18 protein-coding genes and 3 tRNA genes are annotated in these 22,769 nt (G+C 58.0%); 18 read left to right on the top strand and 3 right to left on the bottom strand.

The window, feature by feature from the left end; genetic code table 11:
• The first annotated feature begins 1 nt into the window (after nt 1).
• Nucleotides 2-1,042 carry an isoaspartyl peptidase/L-asparaginase family protein gene (locus AU11_RS04720; protein ID WP_043316839.1) on the top strand — a complete coding sequence of 347 codons (1,041 nt, stop codon included), beginning with the start codon at nt 2-4 and terminating at the stop codon, nt 1,040-1,042.
• 10 nt (nt 1,043-1,052) lie between these two features.
• Here the strand turns inward: AU11_RS04720 and AU11_RS04715 are convergent.
• Nucleotides 1,053-1,128, bottom strand: a tRNA-Arg gene (locus AU11_RS04715).
• 495 nt (nt 1,129-1,623) lie between these two features.
• Here AU11_RS04715 and AU11_RS18450 point away from each other — a divergent pair.
• The 13 genes from AU11_RS18450 to AU11_RS17995 all read left to right on the top strand — a co-directional run bounded on the left by AU11_RS18450 (nt 1,624) and on the right by AU11_RS17995 (nt 15,040).
• The gene (locus AU11_RS18450) at nt 1,624-1,797 is read left to right on the top strand and encodes a PA3496 family putative envelope integrity protein (RefSeq protein WP_197023761.1); all 174 of its coding nucleotides are present in this window, start codon (nt 1,624-1,626) and stop codon (nt 1,795-1,797) included.
• 233 nt (nt 1,798-2,030) lie between these two features.
• Nucleotides 2,031-2,375 carry an STAS domain-containing protein gene (locus AU11_RS04705; RefSeq protein ID WP_043316834.1) on the top strand — a complete coding sequence of 115 codons (345 nt, stop codon included), beginning with the start codon at nt 2,031-2,033 and terminating at the stop codon, nt 2,373-2,375.
• A gap of 16 nt (nt 2,376-2,391) precedes the next feature.
• The gene (locus AU11_RS04700; protein WP_051686956.1) at nt 2,392-4,194 is read left to right on the top strand and encodes an ATP-binding SpoIIE family protein phosphatase; all 1,803 of its coding nucleotides are present in this window, start codon (nt 2,392-2,394) and stop codon (nt 4,192-4,194) included.
• Nucleotides 4,195-4,226: 32 nt separating this feature from the next.
• Nucleotides 4,227-4,955, top strand: coding sequence for a cytochrome c biogenesis heme-transporting ATPase CcmA (gene ccmA / locus AU11_RS04695; protein WP_081847933.1), 729 nt, complete (start codon nt 4,227-4,229; stop codon nt 4,953-4,955).
• Nucleotides 4,948-5,727, top strand: a complete 780-nt coding sequence (ccmB, locus tag AU11_RS04690) for a heme exporter protein CcmB (protein ID WP_081847932.1) — start codon at nt 4,948-4,950, stop codon at nt 5,725-5,727. Before ccmA ends, ccmB begins: the two co-directional genes overlap by 8 nt.
• A 65-nt stretch (nt 5,728-5,792) precedes the next feature.
• The gene (locus AU11_RS04685; RefSeq protein WP_043316832.1) at nt 5,793-6,548 is read left to right on the top strand and encodes a heme ABC transporter permease; all 756 of its coding nucleotides are present in this window, start codon (nt 5,793-5,795) and stop codon (nt 6,546-6,548) included.
• Nucleotides 6,549-6,567: 19 nt separating this feature from the next.
• Nucleotides 6,568-6,807, top strand: coding sequence for a heme exporter protein CcmD (ccmD, locus tag AU11_RS04680; protein WP_231491541.1), 240 nt, complete (start codon nt 6,568-6,570; stop codon nt 6,805-6,807).
• 74 nt (nt 6,808-6,881) lie between these two features.
• A complete protein-coding gene (locus AU11_RS04675) occupies nt 6,882-7,331 on the top strand; it encodes a cytochrome c maturation protein CcmE (protein WP_043318170.1) in 450 nt (149 codons plus the stop codon).
• On the top strand, nt 7,328-9,328 hold the full coding sequence (locus AU11_RS04670; RefSeq protein WP_043316831.1) for a heme lyase CcmF/NrfE family subunit: 2,001 nt from the start codon (nt 7,328-7,330) through the stop codon (nt 9,326-9,328). The genes AU11_RS04675 and AU11_RS04670 overlap by 4 nt, the downstream gene beginning before the upstream one ends.
• A gap of 42 nt (nt 9,329-9,370) precedes the next feature.
• Nucleotides 9,371-9,952 carry a DsbE family thiol:disulfide interchange protein gene (locus tag AU11_RS04665; RefSeq protein WP_043316829.1) on the top strand — a complete coding sequence of 194 codons (582 nt, stop codon included), beginning with the start codon at nt 9,371-9,373 and terminating at the stop codon, nt 9,950-9,952.
• The gene (locus tag AU11_RS04660; protein ID WP_043316827.1) at nt 9,915-10,517 is read left to right on the top strand and encodes a YigZ family protein; all 603 of its coding nucleotides are present in this window, start codon (nt 9,915-9,917) and stop codon (nt 10,515-10,517) included. The genes AU11_RS04665 and AU11_RS04660 overlap by 38 nt, the downstream gene beginning before the upstream one ends.
• A gap of 312 nt (nt 10,518-10,829) precedes the next feature.
• Nucleotides 10,830-13,316: a glycosyl hydrolase family 18 protein gene (locus tag AU11_RS04655; protein ID WP_197023760.1), complete on the top strand. Its 2,487-nt coding sequence runs from the start codon at nt 10,830-10,832 to the stop codon at nt 13,314-13,316.
• A gap of 86 nt (nt 13,317-13,402) precedes the next feature.
• The gene (locus AU11_RS17995) at nt 13,403-15,040 is read left to right on the top strand and encodes a chitinase (protein WP_156035133.1); all 1,638 of its coding nucleotides are present in this window, start codon (nt 13,403-13,405) and stop codon (nt 15,038-15,040) included.
• Nucleotides 15,041-15,253: 213 nt separating this feature from the next.
• On the opposite strand, the gene AU11_RS04645 is transcribed toward AU11_RS17995, so the two are convergent.
• Together AU11_RS04645 and AU11_RS04640 are read right to left on the bottom strand one after the other, a co-directional pair.
• Nucleotides 15,254-15,330, bottom strand: a tRNA-Asp gene (locus tag AU11_RS04645).
• Nucleotides 15,331-15,380: 50 nt separating this feature from the next.
• Nucleotides 15,381-15,456 (bottom strand) — tRNA-Val (locus AU11_RS04640).
• Nucleotides 15,457-15,653: 197 nt separating this feature from the next.
• On the opposite strand from AU11_RS04640, the gene AU11_RS04635 reads away from it, so the two are divergent.
• The 4 genes from AU11_RS04635 (at nt 15,654) to zipA (ending at nt 22,666) form a co-directional block, all read left to right on the top strand.
• Nucleotides 15,654-16,217, top strand: a complete 564-nt coding sequence (locus AU11_RS04635) for a cytochrome c-type biogenesis protein (RefSeq protein WP_051687067.1) — start codon at nt 15,654-15,656, stop codon at nt 16,215-16,217.
• Entirely contained in the window at nt 16,210-17,460 is a 1,251-nt protein-coding gene (gene ccmI, locus AU11_RS04630) for a c-type cytochrome biogenesis protein CcmI (RefSeq protein ID WP_043316826.1), read from the top strand. The genes AU11_RS04635 and ccmI overlap by 8 nt, the downstream gene beginning before the upstream one ends.
• Nucleotides 17,461-17,757: 297 nt before the next feature.
• Entirely contained in the window at nt 17,758-21,261 is a 3,504-nt protein-coding gene (gene smc, locus AU11_RS04625) for a chromosome segregation protein SMC (RefSeq protein ID WP_043316825.1), read from the top strand.
• 25 nt (nt 21,262-21,286) lie between these two features.
• The gene (gene zipA, locus AU11_RS04620) at nt 21,287-22,666 is read left to right on the top strand and encodes a cell division protein ZipA (protein ID WP_051686952.1); all 1,380 of its coding nucleotides are present in this window, start codon (nt 21,287-21,289) and stop codon (nt 22,664-22,666) included.
• The last annotated feature ends 103 nt before the right edge of the window (nt 22,667-22,769 follow it).

Below are 22,769 nucleotides of genomic sequence, written 5' to 3'. Positions count from 1 at the left end.
AATGATGCTGCAGCTCGCTAAGTGTTTTTTGGTCAGCTCCTGCCTGATGGGGACTGTGGCCACGGCGGAAACGTCTGATGCTCCCCCATTTGCTATCGCCATTCACGGGGGTGCCGGCACCATCGAGAAGGCGTCCATGACTCCGGAAAAAGAGCGTGCTTACCGCACCAAGCTCGAAGAAGCCGTGAATGCCGGTTACGGGGTGTTGGAGCAGGGCGGGTCCAGCCTGGATGCGGTGGTCGCCGCCATCAATATTCTTGAGGATTCTCCCCTCTTTAACGCTGGTAAGGGTGCTGTCTACACCTACGACGGCACCCACGAACTGGACGCCTCCATCATGGATGGCCGCGATCGTCAGGCCGGCGCCGTAGCCGGGGTGAAGCATATTGCCAACCCGATCAACCTGGCGCGGATGGTGATGGAAGATTCTCCCTTTGTGATGTTGGCCGGGCAGGGTGCGGAGGACTTTGCCAAGAGCCGCGGCGTGCCCATGGTCGACAATAAAACCTTCGACACCGAACAGCGCCGCCAGCAGCTGGAAAGGGTCAAAGAAAAGCTGGATAAGGAAAACAAGCAGGACAAGGATTACCGGGCCGCGGTCGAAGCTCTGCCGGAACCTTTCCGCATGGGCACCGTAGGCGCAGTCGCCCTGGATAATGAGGGCAACCTCGCAGCAGGCACCTCTACCGGTGGTATGACCGCCAAACGCTACGGCCGCATTGGCGACTCCCCGGTGATCGGTGCCGGCACCTTTGCCGACAACAAATCCTGCGCAGTCTCCGCCACCGGCCACGGGGAATACTTCATCCGCTACAACGTCGCCGCAGATATCTGTAGCCGGGTAGAGTACCAAAGCAAGTCCGTGGCCCAGGCTGCGGGCGAGGTGATCAACGATATCCTGTTACCGGTAGGCGGTACCGGCGGGGTGATTGTTCTGGACGGGGAAGGCAACATCGCGCTGACCTTCAATACCAAGGGTATGTATCGGGCGAGTCGGGTGGCAGGTCAGAAGCCAGTCATCGGAATATTCGAAAAAGACTGACCACAAGATTTGGCGCCCCCGGCAGGACTCGAACCTGCAGTGCGGACTTAGGAGGTCCGTGGTTTATCCTGTTAACCGACGGGGGCGTTTTGTAGGTCGCCAGCCTGTGCGCCACAGGGAGTGGTCGGCCGGGCGGGGCCATTCTAGCGGCTGATGTCGTATCTGTCATGGCGCCCGACTCTATCGACCTTTCTGAATACGCTGCCGCGTTGGGCGTTTCTGCAAATCTCGGATCAAATTTCACTCCGCTTTCACACTGTCACCTAGGGTAACGCTTCGGTTCAAATCGGTTACCGGTTTGCTCTCTTTCGGGGCGTTTTCAGACACCGGGAAAACTGCGGAAAAATTTCGCAAATTGGTAACAATTTGTCGTTATTTTGGCGCCAGCAGGTGGGGGGGGAGGATCAGTCTCCCCGGTGCTGAAGGTGCTATCCAGGTGACAGGTGTAACCCCAGGAAAAACCTTACTGCGTAGCGAAAAAGTTGCTTGACCGGAAAAGCCGGAGCTGGCTAATCTGCGATTGCACAACAAAAACAGACAAAGAGTTTCTGCCCTGGCAGATCGAGATTGTGGAGTTTTCTATGAGCGGCAACGTTATCGAAAATGACATGGATTTTGATGGAACTGATTCCTCTCTTGAAGAGAGTCTGCTCTATACCCCAGAGAGCCCTCGCGACGCACGTCGGCTGGTTGAAGACCGGTTGGAAGAGATGCGCTTGCGGCGGGAGTTGATGGATTACCAGTACGACTTCTGACCGGGATTGGAATCTCAGGCCAAAACCTCGCACCGGGATCAGCCCGGAATATAAATTTTTCCTGCCTCAATGCATTGTGCATTAAGTGAGCAGTGATCGCCAAAGGGTGCCATCGGCACCCTTTCGCATTTCTGGGGGACAAGCCCAGCCAGTTTCCACACCTTGCAGTGGGGTGTATATTGGAGGCTCAGGTTCTGCAACAGTCAGGATGCAGCAGGATATAGGATGTTCTAATGGTGATTTCCGAAAGGTTCGAGAGCCGCGTGCGCTCGGAAGTTTCCGAGGATGGCGAGGAGCTGGTGATACATGTCACCGGTAACTTCGACTTCAACATTCACCGGGACTTTCAGCGGGCCTACCGCAATGCGAATCCGGTCCCCAAGGTATTTCTGGTAGACCTTGCAGCCACGGATCACCTGGATAGCGCGGCGCTGGGCATGCTGCTGCTTCTGCGTGACTATTGCGTCGAAATTGGCCGCGAGCGCCAACAGCCTACCGTGGAATTAATGAATGCAAACGCGCACGTTGCCCACATCCTCACCGTGTCAAATTTTGACCGTATATTCAGCATTCGCTGAGTAGCGCATTATTGTCATGCCCGCCTTCCGTATTCTCATCATTGAAAGTGACCAGCAGGAAACGGAGGCATTGCGCCAACTGATCGCCAAATGGGAGTACCGGAGTTCTGCCGGCTGTGTGCTGCCGGCGTCGATGCTGTGCGTCGCAGATGCCGAGGCGGCGCTGCGCGCCTATGATGAGTTTATTCCCAATCTTCTGATCTTTGGCCCAAATGCGGCGCTGGCGACGTCCGGTGAAGCGGTAGGGCAATTGCGCCAGTGTATGGGGGTGGAGCCGGTGCCGATTCTTGCGGTGCAAGAGCTGCGGGGTATGGGTGCCGACACGCTGAGTCTCGCGGCGTGCGATGACATCCTTACCAAGCCGTACAGTCCACGCCTGGTACAGCTAAAACTGGCATCGATTCGGCGCTTTTGCGAGTTCAGCCGATCCTTGATGGCGCAACGTGACCGGCTTCGGCGCCATCACGCGGACTTCCTGCAGGAGCAGGCCAACGCCCGGGAAATTTTTGGCAACCTCGGAAACGAAAGTTGTCTCGATGATACTCCGGCCATTCGCTATCACCTGTCTCCCCGTGCAGTGTTGAACGGGGATTTACTGGCCGCTACCTATACGCCGGACGGCAAGCTGGTGCTGATGTTGGGTGACTTCGCGGGACATGGTCTCGCCGCCGCGGTAGGAGCGGTACCCCTCACTTCCATTTTCTATTCGATGATTCCGCGCGGTTTTTCCTTTGCCCGTGTGGCCCGGGAGATCAATCGCAAACTGTACGACATATTGCCGCGTCAAATGTTTTGCTGTCTGGCAATGCTGGAGTACGACCCCCGACGCCGACATTTGCGCCTGCTGAACGCGGGAATGCCGAGCCCTTGCCTCAAGCGGGCCGATGGTGCACTGAAGTTGCTGGAGTCCAGACATTTACCGCTCGGGGTGCTGTCATCCGACCAGATAAGCTCCGCCATCGTGAATATTCGGGTGTTGCCCGGCGACCGACTGTTCCTTTGGAGTGATGGGATTCATGAAGCGCGCAACAGCAAGGGCGAACATTTCGGAGAGTCGCGGCTGTTGGCCCTGTTGCGGCAGACAGCTGATACGTCGGCAGCACTGGACCCGGACACTCTGGTGTTCGACCGGATACTGCTGGCCGTCAGTGCGCATGCGGCGGAACAGCACGATGATCTGTCGCTGGTGGAGCTGGACCTGTCAGACCCTGGTCTGCGCCGCAGTGGATGTCCTGAACTGGAAACGACCGGGGATCGCAAGGGTGGTCGAATTGGTGACTGGTCAATCAATTTCCGTCTGACAGAGATTGAACTGCGCGAGTCAGACCCACTGCCCCATCTTTTGAGTGTGCTCGGACAAATGCCCGGCGCGGCGCGTTTTCAGGAGGATCTCGCCATTGCGCTGGGAGAGCTGTTTCGCAATGCCCTGGAACACGGTGTGCTGGAACTGGATTCCTCGATAAAGGGCACCGATGATGGTTTTGTCCGCTATTACGACCTGATGGCAGAGCGACGAAACCGTCTGTCTGATGGTTGGGTCAGTATCTCCCTGTGCTGCCGTGAGGGGGAGAATGGTGGCCGTCTGACTCTGGTGGTGGAAGACAGTGGTCAGGGCTTTCCCGCAGTGCGTGAAACTGGCTCAATCTACGCAGGCCGAGGTCTGGCGTTGCTGGACACTGTGTGCACTGAGGTGCGTTTTAGCACGGGAAGCAGCCGCGTTGAGGCGACGCTGGTCTGGGGGGAGAATCGGGATCCGAGACCGGAAAATGGTCCCGAATCACAACACGGTACCATGCAAACCCCGCCAGTACCGGTATAATCGCGCTCAGTTTTTCATCAGTCCGGTGCTCAATGTCCTCCTTCACCCCAGAATCCAATACTGCCGCAGGCAGTCCGCTCCTGTCGGTACAGGGGTTGTGCTGCGAGCGCGATGGGCGGCAGCTGTTCGCTGGGCTGACGTTTTGCTTGAATCCTGGGACTGCGATTCAGGTGGTGGGTGCCAATGGCGCGGGCAAGAGTACTCTGATCCGCACGCTTATCGGTAGCGTCTCAGATTTCCATGGTGATATTTCCTGGCGCGGCAGGGCATTTCCCCGGGGGGTGCGGTCGATGCGTGCAGAGTTGCTGTATATCGGGCACAACGCCGGTGTACGACGTGGTCTTACACCGTTGGAAAACCTGGCCTGGTACGGTGCTTCCGAGCGGGAGGCCTGCGAAGCGCTGGAGGCGGTCGGGCTGTTTGGGTTTGAAGACCTGCTGTGCCAGCAGCTTTCCGCTGGCCAGAACCGCCGCGTGGCACTTGCGCGCCTGTACCTGCCTGATCCCGCACCGCTGTGGGTGCTGGATGAGCCTCTGGCTGCGCTGGATGTGGCGGGCGTGCAAAGCCTGGAAGCCCGCATGGAGGCGCACCTGAGTAGTGGGGGGAGCCTGCTGGTGACCTCTCACCAACCTGTCCATATTCAGCCGCTGGCCCAGGTCGATCTTGCGGATTTCCAACCTCCGTGGGGTGGCACATTGGACGATGCCAGGGACTTTCCGCTAGCTGCCTCCTCGGTGGATCGCGAGGTTCGGCATGGTTGATCCCTCAGTGTCATCAGCACGGGAGCCCTCTGCGCCAATCCCTCAGGATCCTCAGGCAGTGCCAGGCCAGGGCGGTGCCCGGCGTGCGGTCCGCTTTTCCAGGCTGCCGGGCTTCCTTACTCTGCTTCGCACAGAATTCATCCTCGCGGCTCGGCGACGGGCCGACATTGTCAATCCGCTGCTGTTTTTTGTCACCGTGCTGGCCATGATGCCACTGGGCATCGGGCCTGAACCGGAGATGCTGGCCCGTATGGCGCCCGGCCTGATCTGGGTGATGGCGCTGCTGGCGACCTTGTTGTCACAGGAGTCGCTGTTTCGCAATGACTACGAGGATGGCTCCCTGGAGCAACTGGCGCTGCAGTCGCAGCCACTGTACTTCCCGGTTCTGGCGAAGGTACTAGTGCACTGGCTGGTAACCGGGCTACCGCTGGCGCTGCTATCACCGCTATTGGGAATGATGCTCAATTTGGGAGCGGCGGGCTATTGGCCTTTGTTTGTATCCCTTGTACTGGGCACCGCCAGTCTCAGCCTGATTGGTGGGGTGGGAGCGGCTTTGACCGTGGCCCTGCGGCGCCCGGGCCTGCTGTTGGCGTTGATTATTATGCCGCTGTATGTGCCCGTGTTAATCTTCGGCACCGGAACAGTGCAGGCGGCACTGGACGGCTACAGCTTTGGACCCCAGTTGGCGATCCTCGGTGCCATTCTGGCCACGGCGGCCGCGCTTGCACCCCTGGCGTCTGCGGGTGCCATCCGTATCAGTCTCGAAAACTGACCTTTTCCTGCATTCCCATAAGCGGCACGGGTATGGGCTGAGAAAAGGGCATAGGAGTACGTAATTTGTCCTGGCAATGGTTTCATCGATTGGGCTCGCCCCGCTGGTTCTATCAAAAGTCCAGCGCCTGGCTGCCCTGGCTCGGAGCGGCAGCACTGTTGTTGCTCACTGTCGGTATTGTCTGGGGCCTGGGTTTTGCTCCGGAAGATGCCAAGCAGGGTAACAGTTACCGCATCATTTATATCCATGTGCCCGCGGCCTTTCTCGCCCTGGCGGGTTATTACATCATGGCCATTTCCGGTGCCATCGGCCTGATCTGGAAGATGAAACTGTCCTTTGTGGTAATGCGTGCTGCGGCTCCGATCGGCGCTGTGCTCACCTTTGTTGCCCTGTTTACCGGCGCCGTGTGGGGCAAGCCTACCTGGGGTACCTACTGGGTATGGGATGCCCGTATCACCTCCATGCTGATTCTGTTTTTTTTGTACCTGGGCGTAATGGCGCTGTCCGGTGCGTTCAGTCGCGAACAGTCCGGCGATAAGGCCAGCGCCCTGTTGGCCCTGGTTGGCACCGTCAATATCCCGATCATCTATAAGTCGGTGGACTGGTGGTTCACCCTGCATCAGCCCGCCACCCTCAAGTTGACCGAGGCGAGTACCATCGACCCGAGTATGTTCTACCCGCTGATCACCATGATTGCGGGTTTCTACCTGTTTTATGCTTGGGTACTGACCCTGCATACCCGCGCACTGATTTTGCAGCGGGAGTGGCGCACCCAATGGGTGCGGGAATTGATGGGCACTTCATCCGCAGCCAGAGGTTGAGCGGCCAGCGAGGATCTGAATGATGGAATTCCAATTTGACAGCCTGGCCGGCTTTTTGGCCATGAATGGCCACGGACCATACGTGTGGGCTGCTTACGGAGTGGCGCTCCTGGCTATGGCGGCGCTGGTGCTAGTGCCGACGCTGCGGCAAAAGGCGTTGCGGGCCGAGATCGCCCGCCGGGTGCGACAGGAAGAGGCTCGTCGTCGAGCCGCGCAAGGGGCGCGCGCAACACACACCGCGCCGGAACTGGCTGACTGATTATGTCCGCGTCGCCGACCGCTGGTGGCGGCAGGCAAAATGTACAACGAATTGCGAATGAGAACAGGATTACCATGCACCCAGCCCGTAAACAGCGACTGATACTGGTGGTTCTACTGGTGGCGCTCTCGAGTGTCGCGGTGGGGTTTGTCACCTACGCCATGCGTGAAAACATGGACTTTTTCTATGCGCCCAGTGCTTTTGCCGCAGGCGAAGTGCCTTTTGAAAAACGTATCCGCGCCGGCGGTTGCGTCGTGCCTGGTAGTATTGTGCGAGACGAGGCGTCTCTTGATGTGCGCTTTGCGATCACCGATGGCGAGGCAGAGCTGGAAGTCGTGTTTGATAAGATTTTGCCGGACCTGTTTGCCGAAGGGGAGGCTGCGGTCGTTACCGGTAAGCTTCAGCAGGGTGGATATGTCCGTGCTGACCAGGTACTTGCCAAACACGATGAATCCTATACACCGCCGGAAGTGGCGGAGACCATGGTAAACCAGGCGAGCTGCCAGGGAGATGCGAAGATATGAGTCCTGAACTGGGCCATTTTGCCCTGATTGTCGGCCTGCTGCTGTCTGTCGCTCTGTCACTGGTACCAATGCTGGGTACCTATACCGGGCGTGTTCTGTGGGTAAATACCGCACGCCCACTTTCGCTGGGAGTGCTCGCGTTTACCGCGTTGTCCTATGTGTGCCTCACTGTCGCCTTTGTGAACAGCGATTTTTCCGTGGCCTACGTGGCGCAGAACTCAAACAGTATTCTGCCCATGATGTACAAGGTAACGGCTGTGTGGGGTGGGCACGAGGGGTCTATCCTCTTGTGGCTGTTGATGTTGGCCGGCTGGACAGCGGCAGTTGCCGTCTTCAGCAAGCAACTGCCAGAAGTGCTTGTGGCGCGGGTGCTGTCCGTTATGGGCATGCTGTTGATCGGCTTTTTTCTGTTTATTCTGCTGACTTCAAACCCTTTCGATCGCCTCCTGCCGTTCCCGCCGAGTGATGGCAGCGACCTGAACCCTCTGCTGCAGGACCCGGGGATGATTATCCACCCACCACTGTTGTATATGGGGTACGTGGGCTTTGCGGTGGCATTTGCCTTCGCTATTGCCGCTCTGCTGGAGGGGCGGCTGGACAGCGCCTGGGCGCGTTGGGCGCGGCCGTGGACCGCTGTGGCCTGGGCGTTTCTGACCCTGGGGATCGCTCTGGGTAGCTGGTGGGCCTACTACGAACTCGGCTGGGGTGGTTGGTGGTTCTGGGATCCGGTGGAAAACGCATCGTTTATGCCATGGCTTGTCGGCACTGCGCTGCTGCATTCACTGGCGGTAACCGAAAAACGCGGCCTCTTTCGTAGCTGGACCATTTTGCTTTCCATTTTCGCGTTCAGCCTTAGCCTGTTGGGAACCTTTCTGGTGCGCTCCGGTGTGTTGACCTCAGTACATGCGTTCGCCACGGATCCGCTGCGGGGTGGGTTTATTCTCGCTTTTCTGGCGGTGGTCGTCGGAGCTTCCCTGTTGTTGTTCGCTTTGCGCGCCCCTACGGTGAGTGCGGGCAGTGTATTTTCTTTCCGCTCCCGCGAGACTTTCTTGTTGGGTAACAACATTCTATTGATTCTGATCATGGCGGTGGTGTTGACGGGCACCTTGTATCCACTACTGGCGGACGCCTTGAATTGGGGCAAGATCAGTGTGGGACCTCCGTTCTTCAATATGTTTTTTGTGCCCTTGATGTTGGTACTGTGCGTGCTTCTGGGTATGGGCATTCACGCCAACTGGAAAGACAGCAAGACCAGAAGATTACTGCAGTCCTGGAGTGTGCCGGCACTCGCGGCGGCGATAGGCGCGCCGCTACTGACGCTGTTGGCGGGTGATTTCCACTGGGGGGCGGCACTGGGGTTATTTGCCGGCCTCTGGGTGATCGCTGCGAGTGTCGCGGATATTCTGTCCAAATCGCGCAATGCGGATAGCCTGGTCGCAGGGCTTAAGCGCCAGCGTGCGAGCTATTACGGGATGCATCTCGGCCACATCGGCCTGGCGGTGTCTGTGCTGGGGGTGGCCTTGACCACTGTGTACAGTGTGGAAAAAGACTTGCGCATGTCGCCGGGGCAAAGCGCTGTGATGTCGGGTTACGAGTTTATCTTTGAGGGCGTGCGACAGGTTCGCGGACCAAATTATCGGGCATCGGAAGGTGTGGTGCTGGTGCGTGAGAATGGTCGTCAGGTCGCTGAGTTATTGCCGCAGAAACGCAGCTATTTCTCCGGTGGCAATATCATGACCGAGGCTGCCATCGACACCAGTCTGTTCCGGGATCTCTACGTCGCGTTGGGCGACCCCATGGACAAAGACAATCTCGGTGGCGACTGGGCAGTACGCCTGCAATACAAGGCATTTGTTGTCTGGATCTGGTTGGGGTCGGCACTGATGGCGCTGGGTGGAGCAATCGCTGTTGCCGATAAGCGTTACCGCAAGGTGCGCGCAGCGCGGGCCGGTGCGACCCGCACAGAAGCTGCGGGTGGTTCCCTGGCCGGGGCCTGATTGGTCTTCGAACAATAAACGATATATGGATTTGCGGATTACATGGCGAGACTCAAGCTCTTCCTTCCATTGATTGTTTTTGCGGCGCTGGCCGCACTTTTCTGGCGGGGTCTGTCACTGGACCCGCAAGAGATGCCTTCGGCTCTGGTGAATAAGCCGGTCCCGGAATTTGCGCTGCTGGATGTGGAGTCCAATCGCGAGCTGAAAAAAGCCGACTTGCCCCGCCGTCCATTATTGCTGAATGTCTGGGCGACCTGGTGTATCTCGTGCCGGGTGGAGCACCCCTATCTGAATGAGCTGGCAGAGCAGGGGGTGCCGATTGTCGGCATCAACCTGAAAGACGACAACGAAGCGGCGCAGAAATGGCTGGAAAAATTCCAGAACCCCTATGTTTTCTCCGTATCCGATGTTGAGGGTCGCCTGTCTCTGGATCTGGGTGTGTTTGGTGCACCGGAAACCTTTCTGGTAGACGCGGGTGGCACCATACGTTGCAAGCATGTCGGTGTGGTAGACGACAAGGTCTGGCAAACCAAATTGCAGCCCCTGTATCAGCGGTTACAGAATCAGGATTGGGACGAATTTTCTGGTGAGTTATCAGATTCCCTGCTCGCCCGTTGTCGCTGAGACAGAAGAAAAAAAGAGCCGCTTTATCTGCTGGTTGGGACCGGTGACCGATAAAGCGGCTTTTTCCCATGCGCTTGAAGCCATGCGGGGGCGCTATCCAGATGCTTCCCATCACTGCACTGCGCTGGTGATTGGCAACCCGGCGAACCCTGAGGTTATGCAAAGTGACGATGACGGCGAGCCCGGAGGCAGTGCCGGCAGACCCATGCTGGAACTGCTGTTGAAGCAGGAAGTGGGAAATGTCGGGGCTATCGTCACGCGCTACTTTGGCGGCACCAAGCTGGGTGTCGGTGGTTTGATGCGAGCGTACCGGGGTGCGGTGGGTGCGGCGTTGCAGTTGGCGGAACTCGAAATCCACGTGCCGCTGATTGATGTGCGGATTACATGTGACTTTGCCGGAGAGTCCCGTGTGCGCTTTCTGGTCGCACAGCACCGTGGCCTGTGCGGTGTCGTAGAGTACAGTGACCGTGTGCAGATTGCCGTACAGCTGCCGCGAGACCAGTGGTCCTCCTTGAAACAAACCCTTGTGCCAGAAGGCTTTTCGTTCTCTTTATCAGCGCCCTGAGCGCTTCTGTCTAGCGCGACCTGATCCTGTCCTGTGAGATGCCGCTTGCGGGGTTACTTGGCAATCTTTGTATTAAGTGGCGCCTTACCCTTCCAATTGTTTGACAGCGTTGTCACTACCCCCTAGCTTGATCCCCGCTAGTTGACAGCGCTGTCGGCTAAAGGCCGGTGGTGGCTTCCTTTCTAAACCCCCGTTCACAAGAGGGGGGTTCTTTCCTCTAGCGTTTTCTTTCCTTGCGGTACAGATCCATTCAAGCGGGCGGAATCTTCTGCCAGACAATTACCGACTCTTCGATCAGGAGAAGAAGAAAACATGAAAACAACAACAATAAAAAGGATGTTGAAAACCGGCGCTGCATTGATCGGCCTTTGGGCTGTGACAAGTGCGGCGGCGTACGATTGTTCTAGTGCGCCGGAATTTATCGACGGTGGCAGTTATACCACCGGTGCCACGGTGCAAAGCGCGGGCGATGCGTACCGTTGCGATGTTGGCGGCTGGTGTAGCCAGGGAGGGGCGTACGCTCCGGGCAGTGGCTGGGCCTGGGAGCACGCCTGGACCGTGCTCGGTATCTGTGATGCCCCCGGTTCCAGCAGTTCGGGCTCAGGTAGCTCCAGCTCCAGTAGTAGTTCCAGCTCCAGCAGTAGCTCCGGCGGTGGGAGCAGTAGCTCCAGTTCTGGCTCAGGAGGATCTTCGGGCAATGGCGGTGGCTGCCCCGCCTATGTTTCCGGCAGCAGCTACACAGCCGGAGATGTTGTGACAAATGCGGGCGGTTTCTACGCCTGTTCCGTAGCCGGTTGGTGTTCTTCCGGTAATTCTGCTTACGAGCCGGGCATCGGCTGGGCCTGGGAAAATGCCTGGACCGGTAGCAGCGAAGCGGCCTGTTCCGGTGGTGGCAGTAGCAGTGGTGGCGGTGGTGGCAGCGTGCCGGATGAATTTTTTTGTGCGGTCGAGTGGCAAACCGGCACTCTGTACACGCAAGGTACGGTGGTAGCCTATCAGGGAGTTGCCTATCGCGCGTTGGTGGATACCCATTCCATCGCACCGGACAACACTGCATATCCGGGGCAGTGGGAGGCGGCCGGCTACCCCGACGATGCCCTCTGTCCAGTACCCATTCCCAATAACATTGATTACGGAGAGCCGCAGCCTGTTGATGGAAACCTGAGTGCAGGGGTGGTCAACCCCACCGGTGCAATTGCGCCCGCACGGATTGCCGATACCCAGTCGCCGATTACCGGTTATCAGGGGGGTGCCAATCCGGCGTCAGATAATGGTGGTGATCACGGCGGACTGGATGTGGACAACGGAGCCCGCGGTACCAAGCTGGTACCCGGAAACCTTCCATTGCAGCACAACACCTATAGCCTGAGCTCGGGAACGGAAATCGTTACGTATATTGGCGACTGGGCAATTTACGGCCGCCAGTACAATTTCACGCAGTTGCCGGCGGCCAACTTGCACCGCATTGTCTATGGCTTTGCCGGAGTCTGTTACCCCGATGCAAAGAATGAACAGGACGGGGGTTTTCCCACATCCGCTCCGGCCGCGGTGATGCGAACCTGTAGTCAGAGTGCGCTTCCCGATGGTGCCATGGCGGTGGCGGATTTTGAAGCTGCCTTCGTACGTGACGTGGGTGTCGCGCCGAAAGGCGTGGTGGGTACTGAGAGTATGTACGCACTCGATAAAGATAATGTCGGGGGTGTGTTCGGTGTTCTGTACCAGCTCCGTGAACAAAATCCGCAATTAAAGCTCGACCTTTCCATTGGGGGCTGGACCTTGTCGGAAGGGTTCCCGTGGATGGCGCATGATCCGGAAAGGCGCAAAGTTTTCGTTGATTCCGTTGTGCATTTTCTCGAACGCTATGACTTTGATGGTGTGGACATCGACTGGGAGTATCCCGGAAGTGATGGTGCTGTGGTTGGAATGGCGCGGGAAGACGATGGCGAAAACTACGCCACACTGATTCGCGAACTGCGAGCAGGGATGGATTGGCTGAGTGAAAAAACCGGTAAGCCATACCGGTTATCCTCCGCGATTCCTGCGGGGCTGGGTCGTCTTGAAAAAATCGACTGGTCTCAGGTTCATCCCTATATGGATCGCCTGTACGCGATGACCTACGACCTCACCGGTGCCTGGGAGCGGGAGCTCTCGCATCACACACCTCTCTATATTAATCCGATGGCGACGGGATCTTCGGCGGGGACGTCCGCTAACTGGACGCTTGCCTATCTTCAGAGTCTTGGTGTACCGGCAAATAAATTGATGATCGGCGGCGCCAACTATCATCGGTCGAAAGCGACCAACCCTGGCGACATTTCCGAGTTTACTTACGGGGTTACCGGAAACACGGGCTACGGTGATGCCAGCTGGAGTGGGGCGGATTTGATTCTCGGTATTGCCGGGCTCGGCTCTTGGGAGGCTGGTGTCATAGAGGGTTACGACCTTTACCAGAATTACCTCGACAGCAACATGCAGCCACGTAACGGGTTCTGGCTGTACACCGACAAGGAGTCCAATGCAGATTACCTGTACAACGACGGAATCGGAGCATTTATCTCGGTAGAAACTCCGCGAACGGTGGCCTTGAAGGCGCAGTACGCCAAAGACAATGGGCTGGCCGGAATCTTTTTCTGGATGGCGGAGCAGGACAATGGTTACAACCTCAATACGGTGAACCATGTTTTAGGGAATAGCCTGACGGTCGATCAGTCCGACGGTGATCCCGCAGACCAGATCCCTGTCTGTGGGCGCAATATTACTGTTGCGGAATGTGAGTCACTGATTATCCCCCTGCGCTAGAGGCGCGTCGTGAATGGTGGTCCCCCGTGTTACTGGTTGCGGCATGGGCGGGCCACAAATTACTCAATAAAAATAAAGGTGAACTTATGAAAACGAAATTGGTTTCGACCGCAACACGCTGGCTGTTGTGTATCATCGGATTGGTTGGCACTGGCTCCACTTATGCCGTGGATTGTTCTGGTCTTGCAGTCTGGAATAGCAGTGATGCATACAGCGGCGGAGCACAGGTGCAGCATATCGAGACGGCGTATCAGGCCAATTGGTGGAGCCAGGGCGCAGATCCCGCACAGAACTCGGGCCAGTGGCAGGAGTGGTCGATCATCGGCCAGTGTGACGGCGGGAACTCCTCGAGTTCTTCGTCGAGCTCGTCATCATCGAGTTCATCTTCATCCAGCTCCTCCTCGTCCAGCTCATCATCCAGTTCGTCTTCGGGTTCTTCCTCTGGCGGTGGTAGCTGTAGCTCTGTGCAGTATGTTGCGGGAACCAGCTATGCGGTAGGTCAGCGGGTGCAGAACCTGGGTGATGAATACATATGCGATATTGCCGGTTGGTGTTCATCTGAATCTGCCTGGGCGTATGCGCCAGGGGAGGGGACCTATTGGGATCACGCATGGACCTATGTCGCCAGTTGTGGCACATCTTCCAGTTCGTCCTCCAGCTCCTCGTCCGGCGGATCGACTTCCAGCTCGTCCAGCAGTTCGTCGGGTGGTTCCAGTGGTGGCAATAGTGCCCGGCTGATTTCCGGTTACTGGCACAATTTCGACAATGGTTCTGGGGTGATTCCCATTGCCGAAGTCTCCGATGCATTTGATGCGATCAATGTTTCCTTTGCGGAGCCCACGGGGGCGGCGCCGGGTGAAATTGGATTTGTATTGGACCCGCTGTTTGATGAGCAGGATTTTATTACCGGTATTCAGGCCAAGCAGGCAGCCGGTAAAAAAATTATTATCAGTATCGGTGGGGCCAATGGCCAGGTTCGTCTTGAAAGCGCTGCCGCCCGCGATAATTTTATCGCATCGATGATCGAGATTATCGATCGCTACGGATTTGATGGATTGGATGTGGACTTCGAGGGGCACTCGCTGGAGTTGAATGCGGGGGATGTGGATTTCCGCAATCCGACAACGCCGGTGATCGTTTATCTGATTGAGGCGCTGCAGGCTCTGACGTCCCATTATGGTGACGACTTCATGCTTACTATGGCACCTGAGACGTTCTTCGTGCAGTTGGGTTACAGCTTTTACGGTGGTTCCTGCTCCGGCTGTGATCGCCGTGCTGGCGCTTACCTTCCAGTCATTCATGCAATGCGCGACCAGCTGAACTGGTTGCAAGTGCAGCATTACAACTCCGGTTCCATTATCGGGCTGGACGATCAGTATCACAGCATGGGCGTTGCGGATTTTCATATCGCCATGGCTGACATGGTATTAACGGGCTTTAATGTCGGTGGTAATCCCGATTATTTCTTCCCTCCGCTGCGTCAGGATCAGGTGTTAATCGGCTTGCCGGCAAATGTAAATGCCGGTGGCGGGTTTACTTCCGTCAGTGAAGTGCATGCCGCACTGAATTGCCTGGTGAAGCTCGAGGGGTGTACTACTTACACGCCACATACTAGTACAGGGTGGACCGGGCTCGGTGGTTTGATGACCTGGTCAATTAACTGGGACAAGTTTAATAACTTCGAGTTTTCTACCGAGCATCGGGAATTTTTGGATGCGCTGTAAATTCGGTTCGTGGAAACGAAAGGGAAAATTGAAATAGAGAGATGTGTAGGTAGCGTGCGGTGCGGCCGGGACTGATTCGCGGCTGCGCCGCTCACCCTTCGGGCGCCTTCGGCGTCTTAAATTGCTGCGCAATTTGATCGAACGAGGGTTCTCGCACGCCGATCAACCACATACAAAAAAGGCCCTCACTTTCGTGAGAGCCTTTTCTGTATGTGGCGGACCGGACGGGACTCGAACCCGCGACCTCCGGCGTGACAGGCCGGCATTCTAACCAACTGAACTACCGGTCCGCATTCCTGACATTCCTTTGCGCGATCTGCCGTGCAGATGTAAAGGAAAGTGGTGGGTGGTACAGGGGTCGAACCTGTGACCTACGCCTTGTAAGGGCGCCGCTCTACCAACTGAGCTAACCACCCCGCGTCAGGAGCTGCGTATAGTAATGATATTTTTTGGGGCGTCAACGGTTTTTGAAAATTTTTTTTCAATTCAATGGGTTAACGGAACGCTAGCGGGATTCTGTTTTGTGCGCACGGTATCGGCACGGTTTCTTTCCGGGCGTGTTCGTAGGCGCTGGCGCTGATATAATCGGCAGAATTTCCGCCGGAGAATGCCAGTGCAGAAAAAAATCTTCGCAGCTCCACTTGCTGCCATCCTGACCCTGCTAACCGCCATGGTCGCACCTTTGTCTACCAGCTTTGCGTCGGTAGAAGTGGAGCCCCTGTCCACGCCCGAACTGCAGGCGCGCTACCAGGTTTTAATCGAAGAGATGCGCTGCCCCAAGTGTCAGAACCAGAATCTGGCCGGGTCGGACTCCATGGTGGCGACAGATCTGCGGCGCGAGGTTCGCCGGCTGTTGGAAGAGGGGTTCAGCGACAAAGAGATCAATGAGTATATGGTGGCCCGCTATGGCGACTTCGTTCTGTATCGCCCCCCGCTGCAGCGCAACACGATGTTGCTGTGGGTGGCGCCGGGTGTATTTGCCGCACTCGGAATGTTGTCCCTGATTGTGATTGTGGCGCGCTCTCGTAGCGGGCGCGGTGGCGATCAAGGGGATGGCGACGGGACCCTGAGCGCGGAGGAAGCCCAGCGGCTGGCACAGTTGCTCGACAGCAGAGAACAACCCGGTGAACCCAACCCGGTAACCCGGCAGAAAAGCGGTAGTAAAAACGATGATTGATCTTTGGATAGTGCTGGCGCTGCTGCTTTTCCCCCTCGCGGCAGTGATTGCCTGGCCACTGTTGCGCAAGCAGCCAAGACCGGTAGCCCAGAGTCTGGATTCGCAAGCAGTGCTCTACCGGGAACATCTGGCGGAGATCGAAAGTGCGCACGACAGTGGGTCTATCGATACTTCGCAATATGAATCCCTGAAAGCGGAGCTTGGCCGCAAGTTGCTGGCTGAGGAGTCGGGCGCGGCCTATCGTCTGTCGCAGCACCAGTCTGGTGGTCGCGGCCTGCTGTTGGGGCTGGCGCTTGTAGTGCCCGTTGCAGCCGTCGGCCTGTATGTCTACTGGGGGGCACACGACGACCTTTCTCTGTACCGGGATATGGCCGCCAGTCAGTCCGGTGATACGGATATGGTAGCGGAAGCGCGGATTACTCAGCAGTTGCGTGAGCGTGCGCTCAGCCATCCTGAGGACCTCAACAGCCGGTACGTTTTGGCGCAGCGGTTGCTGGTAAGTAATGATGTCCAGGGCGCGGTGTCACAGTACCGTTATATCGTGGCCCACGAACCCCAAGCGGCCAACATCCGTGCTGAGCTTGCTCAGGCGCTGTTTTTTGCCAACGGGTCACAGATGAGTGCGGAGGTGATTCGCGAAGTGGATCAGGTTCTGTCCACCCAGCCGAACAATACAACCGCGCTCGGTCTGGCAGGGATTGCGGCCTTCGAGCAAAAGAACTATGCCGCAGCGAAAACCCATTGGCAGCAGGCGTTGGCGCAGATGGCCCCGGGGTCTGGCGCGGCTCAGGCTCTGGCCGCTGGTGTGCAGCGAGCAGAAGCAGCAATGGCACAGGCTGGCAGCAGTGGGTCTGGCAGTACGGTAGAGAAGCCGTCGGCCATCAGTGACTCGGGGGCCTCTGCCGAAAACGCCATTGCGGTGTCAGTGTCATTGTCAGAATCTGTAACGTACACCCCGGACACGCCGGTGTTTATTTATGCGCGTACTGCGGAAAGTCCGATGCCGCTGGCGATTGTTCGCCTCACTGCGGCGGATCTGCCCGCACGGGTGGTGCTGGATGAGTCCCGTGCGATGATGCCCGGGCGCAGTCTGAAAACGGTAGACCAGGTGCAGGTTGTTGCCCGCCTAGCCGTCGGCGGCAATGCCCGCCCGGCGCCCGGAGACTGGCAGGGCGAGATCAAGAAATTGCCTCGGGCCGACTGGTCCAAGCCGGTGAGCATTCTGATCGACGAGCAGATCTGACGGTAAAGTGCCCGATGAGTCGGTCTGATTTACCGGGTCAATTCATTCAGGCACCCCGCGAAACATATTGTCCGGCTTCGCTGTAAGGCGTGGCCGTGGTAGCCGTGTTGCTGTGAAAATAGCGCTGAAACCCGGCCCGCAGCCATGTACAATCGGCGGTTTGCAAAGACAAAACGGCGATTTGCGGGTACTGGCCAGTCAGACCCCCTTCGCAAATCCCCCAGAAAGTACAACGAAGAGCGTTCGGCGGCGGAATAGTGACCGCACGGGCGCCGGGCATTACCGAGTTTTAAGACCATGCGTTTGAAGTGCATCAAGCTGGCCGGATTCAAGTCGTTCGTTGACCCGACCACCGTTTACTTCCCCTCCAATCTCAGCGCCGTGGTCGGCCCCAACGGCTGTGGCAAGTCCAACACCATCGACGCCGTGCGCTGGGTAATGGGTGAGTCCTCCGCGAAAAACCTGCGCGGCGATTCCATGACCGACGTTATCTTTAACGGTTCCAGTGGTCGTAAGCCCGTGGGGCAGGCCTCCATCGAGCTGGTTTTCGATAATTCCGCGGGCAAGCTTACCGGTGAATACGCCGCCTTCAGCGAGATTTCCATCAAGCGCAAGGTGACCCGCGACGGGCAGAACATTTATTACCTGAACGGCGAGAAGTGCCGCCGCCGCGACGTGACGGACCTGTTTCTGGGCACCGGTCTTGGCCCGCGCAGCTACGCGATCATCGAGCAGGGCATGATCTCGAAATTGATTGAGGCCAAGCCCGAAGAGCTGCGGGTGTTTATCGAGGAGGCCGCCGGTATCTCCAAATACAAGGAGCGCCGCCGGGATACTGAAAACCGCATGCGCCGCACCAAGGAAAACCTGGAGCGCCTCACCGATATCCGTGACGAGCTGGACCGTCAGCTGTCGCGCCTGGAGCGCCAGTCCGCGGCTGCCGAGAAATACAGCCGCTTCAAAGAGGAGGAGCGTACTCACAAGGCGCACCTGCAGGCCCTCAAGTACAAGGACCTGGACGATCAGGCCCATGCCAAACAACAGCAGATCGGCGAGCTGGAGCTCACCGTGGAAGAGCTGGTGACCCGTCAGGTGGGCTTTGATACGGGTATTGAAGAGCAGCGCGTGGCTTATCACGATCTGTCCGATGCGTTCAACGAAGTTCAGGGGCGTTTCTATGCGGTCGGTGCGGATATTGCGCGCCTGGAGCAGAGTATTTCCCACGCCCGTGAGCGCAATACGCAGTTGCAGGCGGACTTCGCCCGCACCAAGCAGGAATACAACGAGTCCCAGTCACTGTTGGCGGCAGACCAGGAGAAGGCGGTTGAGTTTGACGCCGAACTGGAAATCATCATTCCCGATCTGGAAATGGTACAGGCGGCGGAAGAAGAGTCTGCCCAGGCCCTGCTGACCGCCGAAGATCAGATGCGTGACTGGCAGAATGAATGGGATCAATTCAACCAGGGAGCCTCCGGGTCCCGCCAGCGGGCGGAAGTACAGCAGTCCCGAATCCAGCACCTGGAAACCTCCAGCCAGCGCCTGCAGGACCGCATTACCAAGCTGCAGACCGAGCGCGAATCCCTGTCCGGATCCGGTGACGATGCGGAGCTGGAGCAGCAAAACGAAGAGCTGGCGGAGTTGGAGCTACAGCTGGCAGAACTGCGCGAATCCATTGCCGAACAGGTAGAACAGCTCTCGGATCTGCGCCGCCGGGAAACCGAGCTGGGTGCGGAGCTGGATCAGGAGCGTCTGCAATTACAGACCAGCCGCGGCCGCCAGGCCTCCCTGGAGGCACTGCAGCAGGCGGCCATGGGGCAGGGCAAGAGTGTCGCCAGCTGGCTCGAACAGAACAACCTTCAGGACCGTCCGCGTCTGGCCGAGCAGATCAGCGCCCGCGGGGGTTGGGAAACCGCCGTGGAAACTGTCCTCGGCGCCCAGCTGCAGGCGGTATGTGTCGATCAGATAGAAGCCTTGCAGAGCAGTCTCACCAGTTTTGACGGTGGTCAGGCTGTGTTTGTCGATGGTCGTCACGCGCCCACAGCTTCTGCCGGCAATCTGCCGAAACTGGCGGATGTGGTCGAAGGCCCGGCGTCCCTGAGTGGCCTGGTGGATGGTATCTACACCGCCGAAGATCTGAATGCTGCGCTGTCCCAGCGCGATCAGCTGAAAGCCAACGAATCTATTGTTACTCGCGACGGTCTGTGGGTAGGCCCCAACTGGCTGAAAGTCAGCCGTGGTGGCGACGCTGAGTCCGGCGTGCTGGCGCGCAAGCAGGAGCTGGAAAATCTCGATGCGGAGCTGGAGGCCTGCGAAGCGCGTATTGAAGATCTGGCTGAACAACGCGAACAGCTGCGCAGCCGCGCCGGGGAGCTGGAATCCGGTATTGAGCAGGCTCGCAACAATGCAGAGCAGCTGAACCGTCGCGCAGGTGATCTGCGCAGCCAGCTGTCTGCCCAGCGCGCACGCCAGGAGCAGATGGACGAGCGCCGCCGTCGTATCGAGGCGGAAATCGCTGAAGTCAAAGAGCAGCAGGAACTGGAAGCCGAGTCCATTTCCGAGGCGCGCATCGTGCTGCAGGAGGCTCTGGAGGCGATGAGCGACGATACTGATCGCCGCGAAACCCTGTTGGCGCGCCGCGAAGAACTGCGCGAAGCGCTGGACGCCGCTCGCCAGCGGGCTCGCGAAGACAAAGATCGCGCTCACGAACTGGCTATGCGCGAGCAGTCCGTGCGCACGCAGAAGGTATCCCTTGAGCGCACCCTACAAGTGCTGCGCGAGCAGGTGGAGCGCCTGCAGGAGCGCCGCGAGCAACTATTGCGTCAGATGGAAGATGCACAGGATCCGTCCCAGGATTTCCAGGCGGAACTGGAAGAAAAGCTCGCTCAGCGCATCGATGTGGAAACCGAGCTGTCCGAAGCGCGCAAGAAAATGGAAGAGGTGGAGTCTACCCTTCGCAACCACGAGCAGGAGCGCCACAAGGTAGAGTCCGCCCTGCAGGGCGTGCGCGCTCAGCTGGAGCAGCAACGTCTGGCTGCACAGACCCTAGAAACCCAGCGCAACGGCCTGGTAGAGCAGCTGGCGGAGGCTGGTCATGAGTTGAAAGGCCTGCTGGAGGAACTCCCGGAAGAGTTGACCATCGAAGCTGTACAGCAGGATATCGAATTGGTGGCCGCACGCATCTCCCGTCTTGGTCCGATTAACCTGGCGGCCATCGACGAGTACAAGCAGGAGTCAGAGCGCAAAAATTACCTGGATACCCAGTACGGTGATCTCACCGACGCTCTGGAAACCCTGGAGAACGCCATTCGCCGTATCGATAAGGAAACCCGCACCCGCTTCAAGGAGACCTTCGATCAGGTCAATAGCGGTCTGCAGGAACTGTTCCCGAAGGTATTCGGTGGTGGTCATGCGTATCTGGAACTGACCGGCGAAGATCTGCTGGATACCGGTATCGCGATCATGGCGCGGCCGCCAGGCAAGCGAAACAGTACAATCCACCTGCTGTCCGGTGGTGAGAAAGCGCTGACGGCAATCGCCCTGGTATTTTCCATCTTCCGCCTCAACCCGGCGCCCTTCTGTATGTTGGACGAAGTGGACGCACCGCTGGATGATGCCAACGTGGGTCGTTACGCACGGATGGTAAAAGAAATGTCAGAGCACGTTCAGTTCATCTACATTACCCATAACAAGATTGCCATGGAGATGGCCGATCAGCTGCTGGGGGTTACCATGCACGAACCGGGTGTTTCCCGTCTGGTATCGGTGGACGTGGAAGAAGCCGCGGAGCTGGCATCGGCGTGATGGCTACAGGGAGAGGGATGTAATTATGGACAACTGGCTGATCAATTTGCTGGCGCTGGTGCTGCTGGGCGTAGTGCTCGATGGTGCCCGCCGTGCCTATCTCAAGCATAAAGACTCGGTGAAAGTCTCCCGCAACCTGTCCCGCAGCCTGCGCCAGGAGATGGATGACGTTAACGAAGACATCCTTTCTACGCCGCGCACGCTCAAGGACGCCGTGGATCCGGTGGTTGTGCCGGAAAGATCCAATCCGATCAGCGAGTCCGAGCTCGAGTACATTGACCCGGAAGAGGCGGAGAAGCGCCGCCAGATTTCGGCCGAGTTACCGGGAACGGTGCGCGTTGTACAGCGCCGCAAGCCGGAAGATGCCAGCCAGGTGAATCGCCAGGTGCAGCAGAATTTCCAGTCTTCCCGCAAGCCGCTGGCCGGAAGCAAGCCCGAGCGTGTGGCAGAGCGCGGCGAAGACCGTCATGAAATCCCCGCGGAGCCTTCAACGACCACGCGCGCGGCCAAGGTGCCGGAGCAGGCCTCGCTGAACCTGGAAGAGCAGGTGCCAATGCTGATGGATTCGGTTGAGCCGGAAATCGCCCCCAGCCCCGCACCGGGGGAGTCCGTGTCCACGATCGAAGACGATCTGCAATACCAGGGCGAGCTGGCGCCCATGGCCGGTTTGTCTGCCGAGTCTGAAGAGCCGGCAAGCGACCGCCGTGAGCCCTCGCTGGATGAGTCTGTCAGCCTCGAATCTCTGCAGTCGGTACCTGACGAGGCGCCGATGGAAGAGCCGGGCGAACCGGTGAGAAAACCCGGTTGGTCTCCGGCGGATCTCAAATTGCCAGAAATCCGTTTTCCGGACCTTAAAAAAGGGCAGGACCTGAAAAAAGCGCCTTCCCACGATGAACGTAGTGTGGCGCCGGTTGAGAACAACAAAAAGCGTGGCAAGCGCGGGCAGAGTGCGCTGAAAGAGCGGGATGTGCAGGAAGTGTTGATCCTGAATATCATGGCGCCCGCCGGTGACTGCTTTGAAGGCAACGACCTGCTGCGCGTGCTGCTCTCCAGTGGTCTTCGCTTCGGTGAAATGAACATTTTCCATTACCATTGCGGGGAGGCGGGGGAAGGACCGGCTCTGTTTAGTCTTGCGAATATCGTGGTGCCCGGTACCTTTGATATGTCTGAGATGGAAGACTTCACCACCCCTGGTGTAAGCCTGTTCCTGGCGCTGCCCGCAGAAGTGGAGGCGTTGAAAGCCTTTGATACGCTACTGTCCACCGCACGCTATATTGCCGAGCAGTTGGGCGGCGAGCTCAAAGATGAAAACCGCAGCGTTTTTACCGCGCAGACTGCCGAACACTACCGGCAGCGGGTAATGGAATTCCAGCGCCGCAAAGCCCTGGCCCGCGCCCAAGCCTGATCTTTTTTTGTTGTAGGAGTCTGCCCTGCTGGCGAACAAACCTCGTGATGAGAGTTGAGTGTTCGTCTGCAGGCCGGGCTCCTGCAAAAATCACTTTCAACTT

It is taken from the genome of Microbulbifer sp. HZ11 (genome assembly GCF_000708675.1).
GTDB lineage: Bacteria > Pseudomonadota > Gammaproteobacteria > Pseudomonadales > Cellvibrionaceae > Microbulbifer.
Note: the sequence above shows the minus strand (reverse complement) of the source record. Positions and strands in the feature narration are given on the sequence as shown.